This is a genomic window from Robiginitalea biformata HTCC2501 (genome assembly GCF_000024125.1).
GTDB classification, from domain to species: domain Bacteria; phylum Bacteroidota; class Bacteroidia; order Flavobacteriales; family Flavobacteriaceae; genus Robiginitalea; species Robiginitalea biformata.
Genome location: NC_013222.1, coordinates 407,975 through 425,721 on the forward strand (window position 1 = coordinate 407,975; position 17,747 = coordinate 425,721).

Annotated in this window: 14 protein-coding genes; 10 read left to right on the forward strand and 4 right to left on the reverse strand. The window is 57.4% G+C overall.

Annotated elements, in window-relative coordinates:
• Positions 1-88: 88 nt before the first annotated feature.
• Entirely contained in the window at positions 89-748 is a 660-nt protein-coding gene (locus RB2501_RS01820) for a hypothetical protein (RefSeq protein WP_015753011.1), read from the reverse strand.
• An 82-nt stretch (positions 749-830) separates the two neighbouring features.
• Complete coding sequence (locus RB2501_RS01825; RefSeq protein ID WP_041327397.1) at positions 831-1,199, reverse strand: YraN family protein; 369 nt, start codon at positions 1,197-1,199, stop codon at positions 831-833.
• Between the two features lie 217 nt (positions 1,200-1,416).
• Here RB2501_RS01825 and RB2501_RS01830 point away from each other — a divergent pair, with 217 nt between their 5' ends.
• The 7 genes from RB2501_RS01830 (at position 1,417) to RB2501_RS01855 (ending at position 9,600) form a co-directional block, all read left to right on the forward strand.
• Positions 1,417-2,925: a DUF1800 domain-containing protein gene (locus RB2501_RS01830; protein WP_015753013.1), complete on the forward strand. Its 1,509-nt coding sequence runs from the start codon at positions 1,417-1,419 to the stop codon at positions 2,923-2,925.
• Between the two features lie 9 nt (positions 2,926-2,934).
• Complete coding sequence (locus tag RB2501_RS01835; RefSeq protein ID WP_041326898.1) at positions 2,935-4,632, forward strand: DUF1501 domain-containing protein; 1,698 nt, start codon at positions 2,935-2,937, stop codon at positions 4,630-4,632.
• Between the two features lie 147 nt (positions 4,633-4,779).
• On the forward strand, positions 4,780-6,855 hold the full coding sequence (metG, locus tag RB2501_RS01840; protein ID WP_015753015.1) for a methionine--tRNA ligase: 2,076 nt from the start codon (positions 4,780-4,782) through the stop codon (positions 6,853-6,855).
• Positions 6,856-6,859: 4 nt separating this feature from the next.
• Positions 6,860-7,762, forward strand: a complete 903-nt coding sequence (locus tag RB2501_RS01845) for a histone deacetylase family protein (protein WP_015753016.1) — start codon at positions 6,860-6,862, stop codon at positions 7,760-7,762.
• The gene (locus RB2501_RS01850) at positions 7,762-8,601 is read left to right on the forward strand and encodes a phosphatase PAP2 family protein (protein ID WP_015753017.1); all 840 of its coding nucleotides are present in this window, start codon (positions 7,762-7,764) and stop codon (positions 8,599-8,601) included. The genes RB2501_RS01845 and RB2501_RS01850 overlap by 1 nt, the downstream gene beginning before the upstream one ends.
• A 122-nt stretch (positions 8,602-8,723) precedes the next feature.
• Positions 8,724-8,939 (forward strand): hypothetical protein, encoded by a 216-nt coding sequence (locus tag RB2501_RS16090; RefSeq protein ID WP_148214268.1) that lies wholly within the window; start codon positions 8,724-8,726, stop codon positions 8,937-8,939.
• A gap of 142 nt (positions 8,940-9,081) precedes the next feature.
• Positions 9,082-9,600 carry a ferritin gene (locus tag RB2501_RS01855; protein WP_015753018.1) on the forward strand — a complete coding sequence of 173 codons (519 nt, stop codon included), beginning with the start codon at positions 9,082-9,084 and terminating at the stop codon, positions 9,598-9,600.
• Positions 9,601-9,973: 373 nt separating this feature from the next.
• On the opposite strand, the gene RB2501_RS15700 is transcribed toward RB2501_RS01855, so the two are convergent.
• Both RB2501_RS15700 and RB2501_RS01870 read right to left on the reverse strand, forming a co-directional pair.
• A complete protein-coding gene (locus tag RB2501_RS15700) occupies positions 9,974-10,453 on the reverse strand; it encodes a hypothetical protein (protein ID WP_148214269.1) in 480 nt (159 codons plus the stop codon).
• A gap of 117 nt (positions 10,454-10,570) precedes the next feature.
• Positions 10,571-10,903 (reverse strand): single-stranded DNA-binding protein, encoded by a 333-nt coding sequence (locus tag RB2501_RS01870; protein ID WP_015753021.1) that lies wholly within the window; start codon positions 10,901-10,903, stop codon positions 10,571-10,573.
• Positions 10,904-11,146: 243 nt separating this feature from the next.
• Between RB2501_RS01870 and RB2501_RS01875 the strand changes: the two genes are divergently transcribed.
• The 3 genes from RB2501_RS01875 to RB2501_RS01885 all read left to right on the forward strand — a co-directional run bounded on the left by RB2501_RS01875 (position 11,147) and on the right by RB2501_RS01885 (position 17,343).
• Positions 11,147-12,715, forward strand: a complete 1,569-nt coding sequence (locus tag RB2501_RS01875; protein WP_015753022.1) for a M20/M25/M40 family metallo-hydrolase — start codon at positions 11,147-11,149, stop codon at positions 12,713-12,715.
• An 81-nt stretch (positions 12,716-12,796) separates the two neighbouring features.
• Complete coding sequence (locus RB2501_RS01880) at positions 12,797-14,107, forward strand: serine hydrolase domain-containing protein (RefSeq protein WP_015753023.1); 1,311 nt, start codon at positions 12,797-12,799, stop codon at positions 14,105-14,107.
• A 95-nt stretch (positions 14,108-14,202) separates the two neighbouring features.
• Positions 14,203-17,343, forward strand: a complete 3,141-nt coding sequence (locus tag RB2501_RS01885) for a VPS10 domain-containing protein (RefSeq protein ID WP_015753024.1) — start codon at positions 14,203-14,205, stop codon at positions 17,341-17,343.
• The last annotated feature ends 404 nt before the right edge of the window (positions 17,344-17,747 follow it).

Below are 17,747 nucleotides of genomic sequence, written 5' to 3' on the forward strand. Positions count from 1 at the left end.
CGGGACCGACCGGGATTAGGCTACTGCCCTGAACCGAATGGGCTTCCCGGGGCCACGGCCAGGGGAAATTATTATGCCCCGTGAAAATTTAAAGGGATTTCAGGTCTTTGATGACCGTAAACGCATTGTCTACCTGATCCTCGTCCACGAGGATGGTAAATTCATTCGTGGTGGAGATCACCTCGTAGAGTACGATGCCCTCCCAGGCCAGGCGCTGGAAAATAAAGTAATAGATACCGGGGACCGAAACATTCTCCGCAGGCAGTTTTACGGTGATGGACGAGAGGTTTTCGGCCTTTTGAGTTTGCCGCTCGGCGCTGAAAACATCTTCCACTACGTCGTCCAGGCTGTTGCTGACCACGATGTTTAATTCATTGACCCCCCGGGACGAGGTATAGAAAACATCCTTGTTCTTGTTAACCACCTCCAGCAGGCGCCCCTGGTTGCGGAGGATCGTATCCGAAATCAGGAAGGTAAAATCGGTCAGGGAGGACCTGACAGTTATTTCCCCGATATTCTTCAGCACTTTGACAATCCGGTGGGTGGCCCGGAACTCCAGGTCGTCGGAGAGTCTTTTCAGGGCCATCACAATGGCCCCGTTTCGCACTTCCTTGCCCAACTGGGCTTCGATCTCGGGGCGAACCTGGCGGGAAAGCGAAGTCAGGTTGATGATGCCCTGGGCCAGCGCGGTCTGCAGGAAGGGTTTCTTTTTGATGTAGTGCTCGACGACGGAGGAAATCGTTTTCATGTCAGTCTGCTTAATTCGTTGATTACTGGTTGATTGGTTACTTATCAGGAACAAACATAACAATTTGTTACAAAACAAACAACTATTGAAAAAAGTAAAATGCATCTTCCAGATGGACCAGCCGATACCCCTCGCGCAAACGGATTACCTGGATAATGTCGAACCGGACTTCCGCCCGTAGGCCGTTACTGCGGACATAATGGTCGGCAGCCCGCACGAGCCGGGCTATTTTTGACCTGGGGATGCTTCGGGAAAGCGCCTCGTAAAATGCCCGGGTACGGGTTTTCACTTCGATGACCACCAGGACCCCTTCCCTGAAGGCCAATACGTCAATTTCAGCCCGTCGGTACCGGTAATTCCGGCACAGGATCCGGTAACCCGACGCGAGCAGATAGCGGACGGCATAGTCCTCCCCTTCCCGGCCGATGTCGCAGGTGGTCTCCTCTGGCATGTTCTGGTTGGGTTTCAATAAACGTACAACCCGCGGATTGTGAATATTTTGTGCATTTCATCGAAAAAATATGCCGTTTACCGCAATTCTCAAGCATTCCCCTTACTTTGAGACCGCAATACAACGAAAATAGTTTCTATGCGATACTAAGCAGATTGTAAGCGCGTTAAGAATTTGCCCCCTAAACACATGAACGTTCTTAAAGCCTACAACTACTATGGAATACTTCGTGAACTGCAATACGGCCCCCCTTACGCCGTATGCACCCCCCCTGGACAAAACCCGGGTGGAACACCTGTTTAGACGGGCCGGCTTCAGCGCTTCGGTGCAGACAGTGGACCAATCGGTGGGCCAGACTGCCGGGACGCTGGTGGACAGCCTGGTTAACGACGCCCTGGCCCTCCCGCCACTACCGGCTCCTGCCTGGCAGGATTGGAACCGGGCCAACTACCCGGCCGACGACGATGCGGCCGGACCCATCATCCGCAGCCAGCGGGATTCCTGGCGCCTGGATTACACCCAGGCCCTGTTGGACAATAACCTGAGGGACCGGATGAGTTTCTTCTGGAGCAACCACTTTGTTACGGAGCTCGAGATTTACGAGAGTCCTTCGTACCTGTATTACTATACGGATTGCCTGCAGCGTAATGCCCTGGGCAATTTCAAGACATTCGTCAGCGAAATAGGCTTAACCTACGCCATGCTGTATTACCTGGACGGGGTTTACAACAACGGGGACAACCCGAACGAAAACTACGCCCGGGAGCTGTACGAACTTTTCACCCTGGGAGAGGGCAACGGCTACACGGAACAGGATATTATCGAAACCGCACGGGCCCTGAGTGGGTATACCGAACGGGGCGAGGAGCGCTGGGACCCGGTGATTTTTGACATCACTACCTTTGACCCGGGGGTAAAGACCATCCTCGGCCAATCCGGGACCTGGGGGTACGACGACGTCATCGATATCCTCTTTGAGCAGCGGCCCAACGAAATTGCCACATTCATCTGCCGGAAAATCTACGAGTTCCTGGTTCACCCGGATTCCAATGATGCCACCGGAAATGCAGAGGCCATCATTTCCGGGATGGCCACTACGTTTATCTCCAACAATTTTGAACTGGCCCCGGTTGTTTCCCAACTGCTGAAAAGCCAGCATTTCTTTGACGACAACGCCATTGGCGTAATTATCAAGAGCCCGTTTGATTACTATCTCAATTTTATCAACGAAACGGGTTTTGGCTACGACGACACAAACCTGTCCTTTGCACTGGAGTCCTCCCGCCTTATCGGGCAGGAGCTTTTTGAACCGGTGGACGTAGCCGGTTGGCAACGCGACCGCCAGTGGATCAACACGAATTTCATTATCGGCCGCTGGCTGACCATCGAAGTGATGATCCAGGGTTTCTTCCAGGCCAACCAGGAACAATTCCGGACCCTGGCCATGGATGCCGTGGGCCCGGCAGACAGCAATACGAGCAACCCGGAAACCGTCGTGCGCGCCCTGGTAGACAAGTTCCTCCCCAAAGGACTCCTGACACCCCAGGATTTTGAGAACGCCATGGACGTCTTTAAGATCGACGATGTCCCTGAAAACTACTACGGGTCCGATAACATCCCCGGGGGCCTCGGCCTCTGGATGCTCGCGGTCAGCCCCGAAGTCCCACAGCAGGTTTTCCTGCTGCTGATGTACCTCTCACGGCAACCCGAATTTCAACTCAAATAACCTACGACTATGTGCAATAATCATATACCGCTTCCCAAAGACCCCCAGAGTGCCCACGACAAGGAGCACATTGTCTGGAGCCGCCGCTCATTTTTACAGGCATTAGGCATTGCCGGGTCAGGGTCCATGATGCTTGGCAGCAACATGCTCAGCGCATCGGCCCCATCCCCACTGACTGCGGCAATCGCCAATGCCCCGGGCGACGGAATCCTCATCCTGATCCGCCTCTCCGGCGGGAATGACGGCCTGAGCACGGTAATCCCCATTGAACAGTACGACACCTATGCAAATGCGCGGCCAAACATCTATATCCCGGAAAGCAAGGTCCTGAAACTGACCGACGAATTCGGGGTGCCTTCCTATATGCAAGCCCTGGAGGAAATGTGGGGCGAGGGGTCTTTCAAGGCCGTCCACGGAGTCGGTTATGAAAACCAGAGCCTCTCCCACTTTACCGGTTCGGATATCTATGCGAACACAGACCTGACAACCACCGGGTTTTCCGGGTTGGATACCGGTTGGATGGGGCGCTACTTTGAAAACATCTACCCGGATTACCTGATCAACCCGCCGGCAGCCCCGGCCGCCATCCAGATCGGGCAGTACGGCAATCTGGTTTTCCAGGGGGAAGAGACGAATTACGCCTTTGTCGCCTCGAACATCAACCAGCTGGAGGAAATTGCCGAAACCGGCGTACAGTACAGCCTGGATGCCGCCCTGTTTGACAATTGCATGTACGGCGACCAGCTCCGGTTCCTGCGCGGGGTGGCCAACACCACCTACGAATATTCCGGGCTGATCCACGAAGCCTATATGCGCGGCCAGAACCAGGTGGAATACCAGGACAACGGCTTTGCCCGGCAGCTGGCCCTTTTGGCCCGCCTGATCAAGGGGAACCTGGGTACCCGGGTCTACATGATCTCCATGGGCGGTTTTGATACCCACGGGAACCAGCCCCTGATCCACGAACGCCTGATGACCAACCTGTCGGTAGCCGTCAAGGACTTCTATGAGGACCTGACCTTTACCGAGCAGGACGACAAGGTGCTCAGCATGACTTTCTCTGAGTTTGGCCGCCGGATCTACGAAAACGGGTCCAACGGCACCGACCACGGGAAGGCTGCCCCCACCTTATTCTTTGGTGCCGGCCTGAACGGCAGCGCCTTTGTGGGCGACCACCCCTCCCTGGACGACCCGAACAGCCGGGGGAACCTGGAGTACACCATGGATTTCCGCGACCTGTACGCCACGGTCCTGGCCGAATGGCTGTGCGTGGATATCCCGCTGGTGGAGCAACACCTGCTGGGGCATGCCTACAACCCGGTGAACCTCGGGTTCAATTGTTCCGGGGTGGACTTCGACGATATCGCTTACAGCGACCAACCCCCTACACCCCCGACGCCCGGGGACGGCACCCCGGGAGACGAACCTACGCCTGAAGAGATCGAAGCCATCGTCCACAAGCCCTATTACCCGACGGAATCCAACCCGCACATCCACGTGGAGATGCCCTTCAGCGCCCATATCGATATCTCGCTCTACAACATACTCGGGCAGAAAATCGCAACCCTCTTCAACGAAATGGTCTTTGAGGGCAGCCTGGAGATCAACGTCCGCGACCGGGTGCCGCGCCACCTGGCAACCGGCAAGTACATCTACCGGATCGGCGTACAGGACCGCCACCTGGCCAAATCGATCATGGTGGCCTGATCCCCCGCCCGCGGCAAGATTAATGCCCCCGGACACTGGACGCCCCGGATATTCATATCTGTCCAGTGTCACGGGGGCTTTTCTTTTGATGACGGGTTTGCCGGCACCGGTTTAATTTGGTTATTTTTGTGGCTTAACCAAACGCCTATGTCCGACGCGAAAGGCTCCTTTGAGAGGACCACGATTACCGCCGCCCTCCCCTATACGAATGGCCCGATCCACATTGGCCACCTGGCCGGGGTCTACGTCCCGGCAGACATATACAGCCGGTACCTGAGGCTCCGTGGCGAAGAAGTACTGTTTGTCTGCGGCAGCGACGAACACGGGGTGGCGATCCCGATGAAAGCCGGTAGGGAAGGCATTTCCCCCAAAGAGCTCATCGACAAATACGATGCGCTGATCCGCGAGTCCTTTGAGGCCTTCGGCATCGCCTTCGACAATTATTCCCGTACCTCCGCCCCCATCCACCGCGAAACCGCCTCGGCATTTTTTACCAAACTCCACGACCAGGGCGATTTTGAGGAGCAGGTAACCGACCAGCTCTTCGACCCGGAGGCCGGGCAATTCCTGGCAGATCGTTTTGTGGTGGGAACCTGTCCGAAATGCGGGCACACGGAAGCCTATGGGGACCAGTGCGAAAACTGCGGCTCCTCCCTGAATGCGACAGACCTGATCGACCCCCGGTCTGCAATTAGCGGGGCCCAACCGGTCCTAAAGCAGACCCGGCATTGGTTTTTACCCCTGGACCGCTATGAGGGCTTCCTCAGGACGTGGATCCTCGATGGCCATAAAAACGACTGGAAACCTAACGTCTACGGACAATGCAAGTCCTGGATTGACGAAGGACTGAAACCCCGTGCTGTAACCCGCGACCTGGAATGGGGCATCCCGGTTCCCCTGGAAGGGGCTGAAGGGAAAGTACTTTACGTATGGTTCGATGCGCCCATCGGCTATATTTCTTCCACCCGGGAATGGGCCCGGCGGGAAGGCGCGGATTGGGAAATCTGGTGGAAGGACCCCGGTACCCGGCTGCTGCACTTTATCGGGAAGGACAACATTGTCTTCCACTGCATTATCTTCCCTTCCATGCTCAAGGCCCATGGAGATTTCATCCTGCCCGAAAATGTACCGGCTAACGAATTCCTGAACCTGGAGGGGCAGAAGCTCTCCACTTCCAAAAACTGGGCGGTCTGGCTGCACGAGTACCTGGAGGAGTTCCCGGATATGCAGGATGTGCTCCGGTATGCGCTCACCGCAAATGCCCCGGAGACCAAGGACAACGACTTTACCTGGAAGGATTTCCAGGCCCGGAACAACAACGAGCTCGTAGCGATTTTCGGGAACTTTATCAACCGGGTGGCCGTACTGACGGATAAATACAAAGGCGGCCAGGTGCCCGCCCTGCAAAACCTCAGCGAAAACGACCGCAATACCCTGCATGCGATGCGGGCCTATCCCGCCCGGATTGCAGACTGCCTGGACCGGTTCCGGTTCCGTGAAGGCTCCCAGGAGTTGATGAACCTGGCACGCCTGGGCAATAAATACCTGGCGGACGAAGAGCCCTGGAAGGTGATCAAGGAAGACCCGGACCGGGTGGGCACCATCCTGGGGGTCGGGCTGCAGGTAGCGGCTGCCCTGGCCGTGCTCTGCGAACCCTTCCTCCCGTTTACCGCCGGACGGCTGCGGGAGATCCTGAATCTGGGCGCACTGGATTCCCCCCTGGAGTGGGAAGCCGTATCCCGGGAGGCAGTGTTGCTTCCCGCCGGGCACGCCATCGGGGAAACCCGCCTGTTGTTCCGAAAAATAGAAGACGCAGAAATCGAAAAACAACTGCAAAAACTACACGAGACGAAAAAACAGAACGAAATGGACAATTCTTCCGTAACCCCGCAAAAAGACACCATCCAGTACGACGATTTCACGAAACTCGACCTGCGCGTGGGCACCATCCTCGAAGCCGAGAAAATGCCGAAGGCGGACAAGCTCATCGTGATGAAAGTGGATACGGGTATCGATACGCGGACCATCGTTTCGGGGATTGCCAAGCAATTTGCGCCTGAAGACCTCGTCGGGAAACAGGTAACCGTGCTGGTGAACCTGGCCCCCCGGCCGTTGCGCGGGGTGGAGAGCCAGGGGATGATCCTGCTCGCTGAGGATGCGGAGGGCAACCTCGTGTTCCTTACCCCCGAACAGGCCCTCGCCAACGGTTCGGTGATCAGCTGAGGCCTTGCTGAAAATTGCCTTCCATCCCATCTATGCCCATCCGCTGCCGGAAGGCCACCGCTTCCCGATGCAGAAATACGAGCTCCTGCCCCAGCAGCTCCTGCACGAGGGTACTGCGGAGCATGAAAATTTTTTCACCCCCGGCCTCCCGGAGGATTCCGAAATTCTCAGGGCCCACGATGCCGCGTATTTTGAGGATTTACAAACCGGCCGCATCCCGCCACGGGAGATGCGCAAGGTGGGTTTTCCCTGGAGTGAGGCCCTGGTCCTGAGGGAGCGGACCATTGCACAGGGGACCATCCGATGTTGCCACTACGCCCTGGAGAACGGTGTTTCCATGAATATTGCCGGCGGCACCCACCACGCGTACCGGGACCGGGGGGAGGCATTCTGCATGCTCAACGATCAGGCCATCGGGGCCTGCCACCTGCTGGCAAACAACCTGGCCGAACGCATCCTGATGCTCGACCTGGATGTGCATCAGGGGAATGGAACCGCGGCAATATTCCGGGAGGAACCCCGGGTATTCACCTATTCCATGCACGGACAATCCAACTACCCGTTCCGCAAAGAAGTGTCTGACTGGGACGTCCCCCTGGCCAAACAAACCGGTGACACCGAGTACCTGACCACCCTGGAGACCCATCTTGAAAACTTGTACGCGCAAGTACGGCCGGATTTTGTATTTTACCTCTGTGGAGTGGATGTCCTGGCCACCGATAAGCTGGGCACCCTTGCGCTGACCCCTGAAGGTTGCCGGCAGCGGGACGCAATGGTATTCCGGTGGTGCCGCAGCCATGGCCTTCCCGTTCAATGCAGTATGGGAGGTGGATACTCCCCCCAGATACGCACAATTGTGGAGGCCCACGCCCAAACGTTCCGAACCGCCCAAAGCCTGTATTTCTGATGGTTAGAAATATTTTTATCGCCTTCCTGTGTTGTCTGGCCGTCCCCGTATCCGCTCAGCAATCGGGACGCAGCATCGACGCCGGTACCTGGCAGCAATTCACCTACGACCTGGGGAGTATTTTCGGGGGCGTTGGATATTCGTATTCCCGTCCACTCTACTGGGGTGGACAGCAGTGGGGTAATTTTGCGCTCCTGGTCGGGGCAACCGGCGGGGCCTACCTGGCGGATGTACCAGTGTCGGATTATTTTATCGGGATCCGGGAGGACGTACCCAAATTTATCCGGGATTACGGTTGGGAAATTGGGAGCCCGGCAAACAACTATATGCTGACGGGGGGCGTGTACCTCACCGGCCTCTTCCTGAAAGATCCTAAACTGCGGCGGACCGGGGTTTTGCTGGTGGCATCGGCCACCTCGGCGGGATTCCTGCAGCAGGTGCTGAAATCTGCTATTGGAAGGGCCCGCCCTTCGAGCGGCCTCGGGAAGGCTACATTCAGCCCGCTTTGGCCGGGGGACAACGACTTCCACTCCTTTCCATCGGGGCATTCCATCCTGGCCTTTACCAATGCCTATGCCATTGCCAAACAGTTCCGCAACCCCTGGCTCAGAGCAGGGATCTATACCGTCGGGCTCGTACCGGGCATATCGCGCCTCTGGGAGGGGAAACACTGGCTTTCCGACGTGGTTTTCAGCATTGGCATCAGCATTTTCACCGTGGAAGCCATCGATCGCTACCTGGACCGGCGCTACGATGAAAAATACGGACAGGATCCCGACCAGGCTCAATGGAACCTCACCTTCGGGCCGGGCACTATCGGGATGCAATACCGGTTCTGACGTTTCAGCTCATTCCGAATACCCGGAAAAGCTCCTTCCCTATTCCCCGGATCAGATGGACTCCACCCAAAAGAACTATTCCCTGGAGAAAAGGCTATATTGAGGAACCGAATTCCTTTCCCATGAAAACAATACGTTTCGCCCATCTCGCAATTGCGGCAACCCTTTCCATCCTGTCGGCATGTGGTGAAAAAAAGAAACTGCAGAAAACCCGCCGGGTCCAACGCCCGGGCCTGAAAGGCCCGATGCCGCCGCCGGCAAACTCAGCCCGTATTCTGCCGTATTCATCTTCTCCCTGGGCATTCTTGTCAGCAACTTTGCGTTTAACACACTGCTAAGGAGTTCCGGGGCGCGCCCCGCGGGGTGACCCCATTATTGAACAGCATGCTGATCCTCTATATACTGGGACTCGCATGTATTGTGCTTTCCCGGTAGCGGGCTTCTCTGAAACAGTTTGTATCTTTATAAAAAACCGCAAACATGTTAAAAAAGAACGTAGAAACTGCCCTGAACGGACAGATCCGCGTAGAGGCACAATCCTCCCAGATCTACCTGTCCATGGCCTCATGGGCAGAGGTAAAAGGGCTGGAAGGCATCTCCCAATTCCTTTACAAACATTCCGACGAGGAACGGATGCATATGCTAAAACTTGTACGATACGTCAATGAACGGGGCGGACATGCCGTGGTTTCCGAGCTGGATGCTCCTGAAACCGATTTCGGGTCGTTCCAAAACCTGTTCAAAATGCTTTATGAACACGAAATTTACGTGTCGGAATGTATCAACGACCTGGTCCATGTGACCCTGGAGGAGAAGGATTACGCCACCCATAACTTCCTCCAATGGTACGTGGCAGAGCAAATCGAAGAAGAAGCCCTTGCCCGGACCATCCTCGACAAGATCAACCTGATCGGCAATGACAAAGGCGGGCTTTACCTGTTTGACAGGGATATAAAGCAAATAAGCGCGGATAGCGCAGCCAGCGGGGAAACCGCCTGACACCCTGCCACAACCCTATTTAGAACGAATAAAAATTACTACTTTTGAAGGCAGCCTGTCATTCCGATGGGTTTACGGTCTGTTGCCTGAATGGGAAAGAAAAAGAAAAAAAAGAAATGTGCTGCCGAACTCCTGCTTCTGCGGGAGCAGCGCCTGCAGGAAATCCTCCGGACGGGATGTGCCCCCGAGGGCTGTAAATCCAAGTGCTGTAAGAAGTTTAAGAAAGGAGAGCACAAGCGGTGTCGCAAGTGCCCGTGCAAGGATTTATTGAAGCTGGCCCGGTCTAACCCCGGTTTTCAACAGGTGGCTTAACCGGTTGCCGGCTGTACTCGCCGGCCTTCGGGCCAAACGACCTTCGGGCCAAACGGAATGCCTATTCAGGCCCGGCGGCAATCAAGCCGCCCCCCGAATCCAGGGACCCGAACATCCAGGAATCCCCGTTGGAATCCGAACCCATTTGCAAATAGAACGAAGCCTGTAGATAGTAGTAATCCCCGTGCAAGCAGGAAGGGCCACAGCTTTGCTGATGGGAGGAATACACATCCCTTTTCGCCTGGATGTACACTTTGTAGGCAGCCAGGTTTTGCCTGTATAACTCGCGTTCAAAAGCCCGTTGGTCCGTCCAGAAATCCATTTCCTCCTTGCCTCCCTCCAACTGCAGTTGTTGTTCATAGGCCGCATCCGTTTGTGCCTGCCGAACGAAAAACGCCGGATTGGGAAGCCCCGGGGTGGTTTCCCGAATTTGCTCCGTACCGGATTGGGCAAAACCCGTATGTTTCGCCACCGGTTGTGCCAGTGCCCCTGAACAGCTGATCAGGGCAGCAAACAACCAATATGTGGCTTTAGAGGACATGAGCGGGTGCTTCTATTATATTGGACGATCCAACCATCCAGAAGTTACCGAAACACCCGCTTTTTTCCTAAGAAATGAGGCAATACGCCCCTTTTCTCGTTCAATTGCGGTAAAATACTACTTCCCCAGTAGCAGGAGTTCCGAACACCGCACCTCCGTCACGTATTTCCGCTGGCCTTCCTCGGTATCGTAATGCCGGTGTATGAGTTTGCCCTCCACCGCCACTTCTTTACCCTTGTTCAGGTAACTTTCCACAATATCCGCAATTTTACCCCAGGCTACTACCTGGTGCCATTGGGTGTCCGTTACTTTTTCGCCTTGCGCATTTTTGTAGATTTCATTGGTTGCCAGGGAGAACCGGGCCATTTTCCCGCCTCCGTCCAGCACGGTAACCTCCGGGTCCTGGCCGAGGTTTCCGATTAGTTGTACTTTGTTCCTTAGGGCATTCATAGTGTTGTTAGGTATTTGTTAAACATCGCTCCGGGTATTCGCCCCCCGAAAAAACAAACATAATCCCGGATCCAGCCCAAAATCGGTAGTTACGCATTTATACCCGCGTCCACCCGTTTATACCCGTTTATACCCGTTTGCTACCTGTTTGCAAACAGCTGACCCTTCCCCGGCCGGGTAAGCCGCGAAATCAGAGGGATAATTCTTATATTTCCTGAATACGAAACCGAGAACCGACCCATTATGAGAAATCATCCCATCCTGTTACTTCTCTGCCTCTTCGTCCTGGCCTCCGGGACGGCCCAGGAAACAGCCGCGGAACAGCAAACAGCCGCACTCGTTGCCCAAATCGAAAAGGAGGCAGTCGAAAATTCCCAACTGGAAACCCTTGCGCACCAGCTGATGGACGTCATCGGGCCGCGCCTGGTAGGCACCCCGCAAATGAATAAAGCACACGAATGGGCCGTAGCCACGTTTAAGGAATGGGGCATCCCGGCCGAAAACGAACAATGGGGTACCTGGCGGGGCTGGGAGCGGGGTATCTGCCACATCGACCTGCTGGAACCGCGGGTGGTAAGCCTCCACGGAAGGCAACTCGCCTGGAGCCCTTCAACTCCCGCCAAAGGCATTACGGCCGATTTGATCACCCTGCCCGAAGTGGCAGATTCCCTGGCATTTGCCCGCTGGCTCCCGGAAGTAAAGGGCAAATGGGTCCTGGTTTCCATGCCGGAACCCACGGGCCGGCCCGATTATAACTGGGAGGAATGGGCAACGGAAGCCTCCTTTGAAAAAATGAAAAGCGATCGGGAGGCCCAAACAAAGGCCTGGCGACAAAACCTGAGGAATACCGGCTATTCCTCCCGGTCTATCAACCAGGCCCTGGAAGCCGCAGGGGCTGCAGGCATTGTCCAGTCGCGCTGGTCGGGGGCCTTCGGGGCCAACAAAATATTCAGTGCCAACACGGAGGAAATACCCGTGATTGACCTCTCCCTGGAAGACTACGGCATGCTCTACCGGATGGCCGAGAACGGGGATGGCCCGCGCCTCCGCGTGGTGGCCGAGTCCCGCGAATTGGGGCGTGTGCCCACTTTTAATACGGTGGCAACCATCCGGGGAACCGAATTGCCGGACGAGTACATTGTGCTATCGGCGCACTTCGATTCCTGGGACGGGGGAACAGGTGCTACCGACAACGGCACCGGGACGCTGACGATGATGGAGGCGGCCCGGATCCTGAAAAAGGTATACCCGAACCCGAAGCGAACGATCATCGTCGGGCTCTGGGGGAGTGAGGAACAAGGGTTAAACGGCTCCCGGGCGTATGTTGAGGACCACCCGGAGGTGGTCTCCGGCCTGCAGGCGCTCTTTAACCAGGACAACGGCACGGGCCGCGTGGTAAATATTTCCGGGCAGGGATTCCTGCACGCCTACGAATATCTGGGCCGCTGGCTGGAAGCCGTGCCGGACCACGTGACGGAGCACATCGAAACCCAATTCCCCGGCAACCCGGGACGGGGCGGATCGGATTACGCCTCTTTCGTCGCCATGGGGGCGCCGGCCTTTTCCCTGAGTTCCCTGAGTTGGAGTTACTGGAACTACACCTGGCACACCAACCTGGACACCTATGACAAAATCGTATTTGACGACGTGCGCAACAATGCCATCCTGACCGCGGTACTCGCATATATGGCCAGCGAAGACCCGGAGCGGACCTCCCGGGAGAAGGCGGTCCTTTCCGTCAACCCCCGTACCGGGGAGCAGCGGGAATGGCCCGAACCCCGGTCGCCCAACCGGGAAGGAGGGCAGGACTGACCCGGTCGGAGGCCCTATCTGCCACCTGACTGCGCCGAATCGCATCCGCAAACCAAGACAACCACACCAAAAACAGACCTTATGAAAAATACCATCTGCCTTCTGCTCCTCCTGGCCCTTGCGGTGGGATGCCGGCAGGACCCGCAGCCCGTCACACAGACTGAAGGAACTACCGAAAACCTGGTCATGGCCGACCCAACCGGCCAGGGCATGTCAGACGAGCGCCTGGACCGCATCGATTCCATGCTGCATCACGCCATCGCCGGGGACCAGATTCCCGGTGCGGTGGCCCTGGTAGCCCGGAATGGAAAAATCGTGTTGCACAAGGCGTACGGCCTGGCAAATGTCCGGGACAGCCTGCCTTTCCGCCCGGACGGGATTTTCCGGATCGCTTCCCAAACCAAGGCCATTACCGCAACCGCGGTGATGATGCTCTGGGAAGAAGGCCGTTTCCGGTTGGATGACCCCATTGCCGATTACATCCCTGAGTTTGCCGATACCGGTGTCCTGGATACATTCCGCGAAGCGGACAGCAGTTTTACAACCACCCCCCTGGAAACCCCGATTACCATCCGGCACCTGCTTACGCACACCTCCGGGATCGGTTACGGGATGATCGACGGGGACCCCCGGTTCCGGAAGGCTTATGCCAAAGCCGGGATTGTCGATGCATTTACGGCCCGCCCGGTGACCCTTGCCGAAAACATCCCCAAACTCGCCCGCATGCCCCTCCACCACGAGCCCGGGGAGGGCTGGACCTACAGCGAAGGCCTGGACGTGCTCGGGTACTTTGTGGAATTGGTGTCCGGCAAGCCCTTTGACGCCTTCCTCAAGGAACGGATTTTCGACCCCCTGGGCATGGCGGATACCTGGTTCTACCTTCCGGAAGACCGCGCTGAGAGGCTGGTTCCCGTGCAATATTGGGACCCGGACGACGGGGATTGGAGGCCCTTCACCACGGATGTATTTGACATCGATTACCCGAAACAGGGCGCCCGCACCTACTTTGCAGGCGGTGCCGGCCTATCCAGTACAGCCATTGATTATGCGGCCTTCCTGCAGATGTACCTCAACGGGGGGGAATACAACGGACAGCGGCTCCTGAGCCGGACAACTATTGAAACCATGATGGCCAACCAGATCGGCGATCTCTGGTCCGGCGGCCCGAAGGATTACGGCCTGGCCTTTGCCATCGTGAACCCGGACGGCGTGGCACAGGGGGGCGAAGGCGGAATCGGCACCTTTGATTGGGGCGGCTATTTCAACACCCAGTATTTTGCCGACCCCGGGGAGCAGCTGATCGGGATCCTTATGAAGCAAACCCAGGGTGCTGGCAAGGACGAAACCGGATGGAAATTCCGACAGATGGTCTTCGCCGCCATCGACGACTGATGGTGCGATAACCCTTCCCGGGAGACCCGCCATAGCGGGCGCCCGCGGATATAACCGAAAATCAAAATTTCCTGAGCTTTAATCAACCTGTATCGATGAAAAAACACCTGATCCTTCTTCTGACATTCACCCTTGTAGCGCAAGCATCTTACTCCCAACGCAATCGGCGGCAGGCACCCCGGGAAATCCTGCCGGATTCCCTGTATTCGGGCCTGGCCTGGCGGAACATCGGGCCCTTCAGGGGCGGTCGGAGTGTGGCGGCATGCGGGGTGGCAGACCAGCCGGGAACCTATTACATGGGGACTACCGGGGGTGGCATCTGGAAAACCGGGGACAACGGCATTACCTGGAAAAATATTTCGGACGGCTTTCTGAAGACCGGGACGGTAGGCGATATCGCCGTGGCGCCTTCCGACCCGAATGTCGTACTCGCGGGGATGGGCGAACACGCAGCCCGAGGGGTGATGACTTCCATGGGGGACGGGGTTTACCTCTCCCGCGATGCCGGTACTACCTGGGAGCACATTGGCCTGGATAAGAGCCGGCACATCTCCGACGTGATCATCCATCCGACGGATCCGGACACCTTCTATGTGGCTGCCCAGGGGGCCCAGTACGGCCCGGGCGGGGACCGGGGAGTATACAGGACCGCCGACGGAGGGCAAACCTGGGAGCGCGTGCTGCATGTAAACGACTGGACGGGAGCCGCCTCCTTGAGTATGGACCCCAAAAACCCGCGGATCCTCTATGCGGCCATGTGGGAACACCGCCGGTATCCGTGGACCATGGAGTCCGGGGGCAAAGGTTCGGGCATCTATAAATCCTCCGACGGCGGCACCACCTGGGAAAAATTGGGCAAAGGGCTGCCGGAGACATTCGGGAAGGCAGGGATATCCGCCTCCGGGGCGCGTTCCGGCCTCGTCTATGCCGTCCTGGAAGCCGAAGGCGAGCAGGCGGGGGTTTACCGCTCGGACGATGGGGGTGGCAAATGGCGGCAGGTGAATAAGGACCGGATCAATGTCGCCCGGTCCTGGTACTACATGGAAATTTTCGCCGATACGCAGGACCCCGAGCGCGTCTATGTACTCAATGCCCCGATGACCCGCTCTATCGACGGGGGAAAGACCTTCCAGCCTATCCCCACGCCGCACGGGGATAACCACGATCTTTGGATCCACCCGGAGGACAACCAGGTGATGATCAATGCCAATGACGGGGGGGGCAACATTTCCCTCAACGGGGGAGCCAGCTGGAGCAGTCAGGAAAATCAGCCAACCGCCCAATTCTACCGGGTGATCACGGACAATCAGTTCCCCTACCTGGTCTACGGCGGCCAGCAGGACAATTCCGCCATTGCAATTGCCAGCCGGACTTCGGACGGGGGCATCGACTGGAAGGACTGGCATTCGGTGGCGGGTTGCGAAAGCGCGTACCTGGCCTTTGACCCGGACGACCCGGACGTAGTTTACGGGGGATGTTACCAGGGGATCATCGAGAAGTGGTTCCGGGATCGCCGGACGGCGAAGGAAATCCAGGAATACCCCGAACTCGGCCTGAGCAAAGCCCCGGAAGACCAAAAATACCGGTATAACTGGAATGCGCCCATTGTGAGCGACCCGTTTGACAGGAATACGATTTACCATGCCGGGAACGTCGTGTTCCGCTCTCAGGACGGGGGCCTGAGCTGGGAGGTCATCAGCCCGGACCTCACCCGGGACGAAGCCGACAAACAAGGGCCCGGAGGTGGCCCGTTCACCAACGAGGCGGCAGGGGGCGAAAATTACAACACGATCATGTACCTGACGGCATCCCCCCACGAACAGGGGACGTTGTGGGCGGGAAGCGACGACGGACTGATCCACCTGACCCGCAACGGAGGCGAAAGTTGGGAAAACGTCACCCCGGAAGGTATGGGCCAGGGCATTGTCAACAGCATCGAGGTCTCCCCCCACCACCCGGCCACCGCCTACGCCACGCTGATGCGGTACAAATTTATGGACCTGACTCCCTACGTCTATAAAACGACGGACTACGGCGCCAGCTGGAGCCTGGTCACCGACGGCCTGGACGACCCGAATGGGTTTGTACGCGTTGTCCGCGAAGACCCCATACGCCCCGGCCTGCTCTACGCGGGTACGGAAACCGGGCTGTACATATCGCGGGACGCGGGAGGCTACTGGCAGCCCTTCCAGCTGAACCTCCCGGTAGTGCCCATCAACGATCTCACATTCCGCAACAACGACCTGGTGGCGGCAACCGCCGGCCGGGCCTTCTGGATCCTGGACGACCTGTCCGCGCTCCAGCAGGATTACGACCGCCGGCAACCCATCTCCCTGATTCAGCCGCGGGAGACCGTGTTGTTTTCCGGGGGATACCAGGAAAAGCCGACACCCGGGCTGGGCCAGAACCCCAAATCCGGGGTCATCCTGGACTACTACCTGGGGCGTGAGGCGGATTCCGCCGAAATCGTCCTGGAAATCCTGGAGAATAACCGCGTAATCCGCAGCTATACGAACCAACCCCCAAAAGATTTCAAAACCTGGCCGGGGGGGCCGTCCAAACCGGAAACCCTGACAGCCCATACCGGACTGAACCGATTTGTCTGGGACTTTCGCCGGGAAGCCATCCCGGCCGTGGACGGGGTATTTGTGATGGGGGATTATTCAGGTTCCCGTGTGGCACCCGGAAATTATACCGCCCGGATCCGCATGGATTCCACAGAGGCTACCCAGCCCATCCGGATTGTGCCCCGGCCGGATATCGGGGCGACCCCGGCAGATTTCCGGGAACAACAGGAGGCCCTGTCGCAAATTGAGGAGGCCCTGCGCGACATGCACCGCGCCGTCAACCAGTTGCGTTCCGTCCGCTCCCAGCTGGAGACCTACGCCGATTTGCTTTCCGGGGATGAAAAGGCAGAACCCCTGCTGAAGCTGGGCGACTCCCTGTTGCAACGGATTACGGACTGGGAAGAAGAACTGATCCAGCCCCGGCAGAAAACCTTCCAGGACGTCATCAATTACAACAACCAGCTCAATGCCGAATTCATGTACCTGAAGGGTTACATCGACGGCGCGGAACCGGTCCTCACCCAGGGGGCGCGCGAACGCCTGCGCGACCTCATGACTGCCTGGCGAAGCCTGGCACGCGAGCGGGACGCCATTGTAAACGAAGGCATGGAAGGCTACAACCGGAGTTACCGGGAGCTCGGGTTGCCGGCGCTGATTATGGAAGACTGAAAGGCATTTACAGCCCCGGGAGGTACTTTTGGGGCCATGAGGGGGATATGCAGGGAATGCGGGGAAGGATTCAGCGGCCGGTCGGACAAGCGTTTTTGTTCGGATGCCTGCCGGAACGCCTATCACAATTCGCGAAACCGGGAAACCAACGGGCTGTTCCGTTCGGTGAATAGGCGGCTTAAGCAAAATTACCGCATCCTGCACGCCCACCTCAGGGGGCAGACCTGCGGGGTTATCCAAAGACAGGAGTTACTCGCCGGGGGTTTTGATCCAAACCTGTTTACCGGTATCGCGCGGGATGCCGGGGGTAAGCCAGGTCATCTGGTATACGATTTCCGCCTTGTTTGGCGGGGGGATACCTGCTGGGTACAAAGGGTACAATGCGGCCCGGGGACTCCCGGGGG